Source organism: Martelella sp., from assembly GCF_984369615.1.
Genome location: NZ_CFHTCS010000315.1, coordinates 1 through 5,057 on the forward strand (window position 1 = coordinate 1; position 5,057 = coordinate 5,057).

The following is a 5,057-nucleotide window of genomic DNA, read 5'->3' on the forward strand; positions in this document are numbered from 1 at the left end:
GATGAGCTATGCCCTGATCACGCCGGCCGCCGAAGAGCCGGTGACCCTTGCCGAGGCCAAGGCGTTTCTGCGCCTCGACGGCAGCGATGAGGATGCGCTTCTCGGCGACCTTATCGCCACGGCCCGCGACTATCTGGAGATGGTGAGCGGGCTTTCGCTTGTCACGCAAGGATGGCGGCTCTACCGCGATGACTGGCCGGCGAGCGGAATGGTGTCGCTTGCCCACGGGCCGGTGCAATCGGTCGGGGCGGTGACGGTCTATGACCGCGAGGGCATGGCCTCGGCAGTGCCGCAGGATCAGGCGCGGCTGGACGGCCGCGCGCGCCCGGCCCGCTTCTATATGCCGGGACTTGCCGGCCGCAGGGCGGGGTGCAACGGGATCGAGGTCGACTTCACCGCCGGCTTCGGAGCGGCGGCGGACGTGCCCGATGTCGCCAAACAGGCGATCCTGCGGCACGTCGCCCATATGTTTTCCTTTCGCGGCGTCATTGCCGCCGATCAGCAGCCCGCCGGCGCGCCGGAGGGCTATGACCGGCTGATCGCGCCGCTGAAGGCCTGGAGGCTGTGATGGTGACGCTTGATCCCGGCGCCTTCTCCCACCGCCTTGACCTGATGACGCCGGTGGCGACGCCGGACGGACAGGGCGGCGCGAGCATTACCTATTCGCTTCTCGCCCAGGCCTGGGCCAGGGTCGAGCCGCTTTCGGTCTCCTCCAGCGAAGAGGCCGGCGGCGAAACCTTTCGGGTGACGCACGAAATCTGGCTTCGGGCGCGCGGCGATCTCGTGCCGGGCATGCGGTTGGTGCGGGGCGGGCGCATCTTCAGGCTCGCGGGCTTTCGCGATCCCGACGAGACGGGCCGCTATACCGTCTGCCGCTGCGAGGAGGAGAGGCCATGAGCTCGGCTGAAAACGCGCTTTTGAGCGCGATCCACGCGACGCTTTCCAATGACGCCGCGCTGACGGCCCTGATCGGGCCGGATGCGATTTTCGATCGGCTGCTGAACCGGCCGCAACTGCCGGCAATCGTCTTCGGCGAATGCGAGACGCGCGACTATTCGACGGCGACCGAGCCAGGCAGCGAGCATTTCCTCACGCTCGAGATCTGGTCGGAAGCGCATGGGCGCAAGGCGGTGCAGGCGATCGAGGCGCGGGTCAGGGCGCTGCTGCACGATGCGCCGCTTTCCCTTTCCGGCTTCGCCCTCGTCAGCCTGCTGCATCGCGCGAGCCGGGTGCGGCGGCTGGCGCGGACCGGTTATTTCCTTGCCGAGATGCGCTTTCGCGCGGTGACGGAACCCTTTTGAACGACCCTTTTAGCGATTGACCACGGAGATCACGATGACAGCCCAGAAGGCAAAGGACCTGCTGCTGAAGCTGCATAACGGAGCCGCCTACGAGACGGTCGCCGGCCTCAGGTCGAAGGCGTTGCGCTTCAACGCCGAGACTGTGGATATCACCGATTCTGAAAGTGCGGGGCGCTGGCGCGAACTGCTTGGCGGTGCCGGTATTCAACGCGCCTCGCTGACGGCAAGCGGCATCTTCAAGGACGCGGCCTCCGATGAGACGGTGCGCGCGGCCTTTTTTGCCGGGGCGCTGGTGAGTAGCGAGATCGTCATCCCCGGCTTCGGCACGCTCTCCGGCCCCTTCCAGTTCACTTCGCTCGAATATTCGGGCCAGCACAATGGCGAATTGCAGTTCGACGTCGCGCTGGAATCGGCCGGAGCGATCAGCTTTGGAGCGCTCTCATGACGATCGGCGGAAAGGGCGCGCGCGCCAACCGTCATCGCGGCGAGGTGGAGGCGGTGATCGATGGCGAACGCCGCATTCTGTGCCTGACGCTCGGCGCGCTGGCGGAGCTTGAAACGGCGTTTTCGGCGGACGGCCTCGGCGACCTCGGCGGGCGTCTCGGCTCCGGACGGCTGCGAGCAGGCGACCTGATAGCGATTATCGGCGCCGGTCTTCGCGGCGGCGGTAATGCCATCAACGATGACGAGGTGGCGGCAATGAGCATGGAGGGCGGCGTGGCCGCCTATGCGAAACTGGTCGGCGAATTGCTGACCGTGACCTTTTCGGGAGGGGAGGCGGAGCGCGCGCCAGCGGGCGCGGCTAGGCCGGACCCTTCCTAGCCGCAGCGGCAGGCCCCGAACCTCCCGGCGCCGAGCCTTTCCCCTGGCGCTCGGCGCTGCATACGGGGCTTTGCCTGCTGCGGCTGAAACCCGAGGACTTCTGGTCTTTGACGCCGGTCGAGTTCGCGGCGATGACCGGCGCCTTCGCGCCGGCAGGACCTTATCCGACACGCGCGGGGCTGGAAGAGATGATGATGCGCTATCCCGACGATGCGAGGAAAACGTGATGGAAGCTGATACAGCCGACAATTTCGCCGATGCGGCGAACGGAGCGAGTGCGCTCTATGACGTGCTTGTCGACCTGGAAGCGCAATCCGACCGGTTTTCGACAGCGATCACCGGCGCGCTCAAGGATGCGACGCTTTCCGGCAAGGGGCTGCAGAGCGTTCTCGGCGACCTCGGTCGGCGACTTTCGGAACTCGCGCTGAGTTCGGCGCTGAAGCCGCTTGAGAACGCGATCTCCGGCCAGATCGGCAATCTCGCCGATGGCCTGATCCAGGTCGTCGCCCATGCCAATGGCGGCGTGCCGGGCCGGATCACGCCCTTTGCCGATGGCGGCGTCGTTTCGCGCCCGACCTATTTTCCGATGAGCGGCGGGCTCGGGCTGATGGGCGAGGCCGGCAGCGAGGCGATCCTGCCGCTGAAACGCGGGCCGGACGGCGCGCTCGGCGTATCGGCATCCGGGGGCGGCGGCGGGCCGCAGATCGTCTTCAATGTCACGGCCCAGGACGCCGCGAGCTTCCAGAAAAGCCAGGGGCAGATTTCCGCGATGCTGGCAAGGGCGGTGCGCACCGGCCAGCGCAATCTCTAGAACGGTTACGCCTTTCTGGGAAAAGCGGCACCGCTCTATCTATTTGTTTTGACGCATTTTCGCGAACGCCAGATGTTTCCGTCTGACTGCGAAATGCTCCGAGGGAGGCATCATGAGCGCGAGCTTTCACGAGGTGCGTTTCCCGCTCAGGCTGTCGCTTTCCGTCAGCGGCGGGCCGGTGCGGCGCACGGATATCGTCAGCCTGTCCAACGGGCGGGAGAACCGCAACCAGCGCTGGAAAAATTCCAGGCGCTCCTACGACGCGGGCTCGGCCCTGCGCTCGGTGGCGGACCTTTACGAGCTGACGGCGTTCTTCGAGGCGCGCGGCGGCGAGCTTTACGGCTTCCGCTTCCGCGATCCGGTGGATTTCAAGTCGTGCGGCCCTCTGGCGGAGCCAGGGCCGACGGATCAGCGGATCGCAAGCGGCGACGGATCCACGGCGACGTTTCAACTGGTCAAGACTTATGGTGATCCTGCGGCTTCGTTCGTCAGGACGATCGAAAAGCCTGTGGCGGGGTCTGTCCGGGTGTCCGTCGACGGCGTCGAGATCCCCGGCTCCGACTTCTCTGTCGATACGACAACCGGCATCGTGACCTTTGCGGCAGCCGCAATACCGGCTGCGGGAACGGAGATATTCGCCGGCTTCTCCTTCGACGTTCCGGTCCGCTTTGCGATCGACCGGATCGACATCAACATGAAGGCCTTCAATGCGGGGAGCGTGCCTTCGGTTCCGCTGACGGAGATCATGCCATGAGAACACTGGACGCGGCGCTCGCAGCCCATCTTGGGCAGGATGCGACAACGGTCTGCCACTGCTGGCGGCTGTCGCTTCGGAACGGAAGCGTGCTTGGTTTTACCGAGCATGACCGGGATCTTGTGTTTGCGGGAACACAGTTTCAGGCGGCAAGCGGTTTTTTCTCCTCGGGCTTCGAGGCAGAAGAGGGGCTCGCCGCGAGCACCAACGAGGTCGTTGGCGGCTTTTCCAGTGACGCGATTTCCCAGGAGGCGCTGGCCCGGGGCGATTATGACGGCGCGCGGGTCGAGGTCTTTCTCGCCAACTGGCAGACGCCCGAACAGCATCAGCGCCTTCAGGTTCTGGAGATTGGCGAGGTGTCGCGCGAAGGCGGCGGTTTCAAGGCCGAACTGCGTTCGCGCGCGCATCGCCTGGCGCAACCGCAGGGGCGCAGTTTTACGCGGCGCTGTGACGCGGTTTTCGGTGATGCCGCCTGCGGATTCGATCCCGACAGCGCCGGCTTTTTCGCCACGGGGACGGTTCTGGCCGTCGAAAGCGAAACCCGGCTGGTGATCGCCGGGACGGGTGCTTTCGCCGAGGGATTTTTCGCCCACGGCACGGCGCGTCTCGAAAGCGGCGACCTTGCCGGCCTCAGCTTCGACATCGACGGGAATGCGCCCGTTGCCGGGGGCATGCGCGTCGATCTCTGGCTGCCGCTCGAGCATCTGCCCGAGACGGGCGATCAGGTCCGTCTGACGGCAGGGTGCGACAAGGCCTTCTCCACCTGCCGGACAAAATTCGGCAATCACCTGAATTTCCGTGGCTTTCCCCATGTGCCCGGCGCCGACTTTGCCTATTCCTATGTAAATGGCGAGAGCGCCCATGACGGGAGCCCGCTGTTCAAATGACGGTGACGGGAGACCGGGCCGTCGCCGAGGCCGAGAAATGGATCGGCACGCCCTATCGGCATCAGGCGGCAGAGATCGGCGTCGGCTGCGATTGCCTGGGGCTCATTCGCGGCGTCTGGCGCGCGCTTTATGGCGCGGCGCCGGGCATCGACGTTCCCTATGCGCCGGACTGGGCCGAGCGCAGCGGAACCGAGCGGCTGCTCGAGGCGGCGATGCGCTATTGCGGACCGGCTCTCGGTCCCGATGAAATGTTGCCGGGCGATATCCTGCTTTTTCGCTGGCGTCGGCAGTATGCGGCCAAGCATGCCGGGATCCTCAGCGGGCCGGATCATTTCATCCACGCTTACGAGCAGGCGGGCGTTATCCGCTCCCCGCTCGTCCCCTCATGGCGGCGCCGGATCGCCGGCGTCTTCCGCTTTCCCGCGCTTTAGAGCGCCGTGCGTCCATTCGGACGCACAAAGGACGCTCTAACCTATTTTATC

The 5,057-nt window shown here is 65.7% G+C and carries 9 protein-coding genes and 1 pseudogene; all 10 read left to right on the plus strand.

Annotation, left to right across the window (positions count from 1 at the left end; genetic code table 11):
- Positions 1-568, plus strand: a 568-nt coding sequence (locus tag AC5DC2_RS19085; protein WP_024706499.1) for a head-tail connector protein, incomplete at its 5' end; no start/stop codon positions are given.
- Positions 568-897, plus strand: a complete 330-nt coding sequence (locus AC5DC2_RS19090) for a phage head closure protein (protein ID WP_036235844.1) — start codon at positions 568-570, stop codon at positions 895-897. The genes AC5DC2_RS19085 and AC5DC2_RS19090, both read left to right, overlap by 1 nt.
- Positions 894-1,301 (plus strand): DUF3168 domain-containing protein, encoded by a 408-nt coding sequence (locus AC5DC2_RS19095; RefSeq protein ID WP_491699614.1) that lies wholly within the window; start codon positions 894-896, stop codon positions 1,299-1,301. The genes AC5DC2_RS19090 and AC5DC2_RS19095 overlap by 4 nt, the downstream gene beginning before the upstream one ends.
- Positions 1,302-1,335: 34 nt before the next feature.
- Positions 1,336-1,746 carry a phage major tail protein, TP901-1 family gene (locus tag AC5DC2_RS19100; RefSeq protein ID WP_024706496.1) on the plus strand — a complete coding sequence of 137 codons (411 nt, stop codon included), beginning with the start codon at positions 1,336-1,338 and terminating at the stop codon, positions 1,744-1,746.
- Positions 1,743-2,123: a gene transfer agent family protein gene (locus AC5DC2_RS19105; protein ID WP_024706495.1), complete on the plus strand. Its 381-nt coding sequence runs from the start codon at positions 1,743-1,745 to the stop codon at positions 2,121-2,123. The genes AC5DC2_RS19100 and AC5DC2_RS19105 overlap by 4 nt, the downstream gene beginning before the upstream one ends.
- Positions 2,124-2,170: 47 nt before the next feature.
- Positions 2,171-2,350, plus strand: a pseudogene (locus AC5DC2_RS19110) (rcc01693 family protein); the annotation flags it as partial.
- Positions 2,350-2,934 (plus strand): phage tail tape measure protein, encoded by a 585-nt coding sequence (locus tag AC5DC2_RS19115; RefSeq protein WP_024706494.1) that lies wholly within the window; start codon positions 2,350-2,352, stop codon positions 2,932-2,934. The pseudogene AC5DC2_RS19110 and the gene AC5DC2_RS19115, both read left to right, overlap by 1 nt.
- A gap of 112 nt (positions 2,935-3,046) precedes the next feature.
- Positions 3,047-3,688 carry a phage distal tail protein, Rcc01695 family gene (locus AC5DC2_RS19120; RefSeq protein ID WP_491699615.1) on the plus strand — a complete coding sequence of 214 codons (642 nt, stop codon included), beginning with the start codon at positions 3,047-3,049 and terminating at the stop codon, positions 3,686-3,688.
- Positions 3,685-4,575 carry a DUF2163 domain-containing protein gene (locus AC5DC2_RS19125; protein WP_491699616.1) on the plus strand — a complete coding sequence of 297 codons (891 nt, stop codon included), beginning with the start codon at positions 3,685-3,687 and terminating at the stop codon, positions 4,573-4,575. The genes AC5DC2_RS19120 and AC5DC2_RS19125 overlap by 4 nt, the downstream gene beginning before the upstream one ends.
- Positions 4,572-5,006: an NlpC/P60 family protein gene (locus AC5DC2_RS19130; protein WP_491699617.1), complete on the plus strand. Its 435-nt coding sequence runs from the start codon at positions 4,572-4,574 to the stop codon at positions 5,004-5,006. The genes AC5DC2_RS19125 and AC5DC2_RS19130 overlap by 4 nt, the downstream gene beginning before the upstream one ends.
- Positions 5,007-5,057 lie beyond the last annotated feature (51 nt).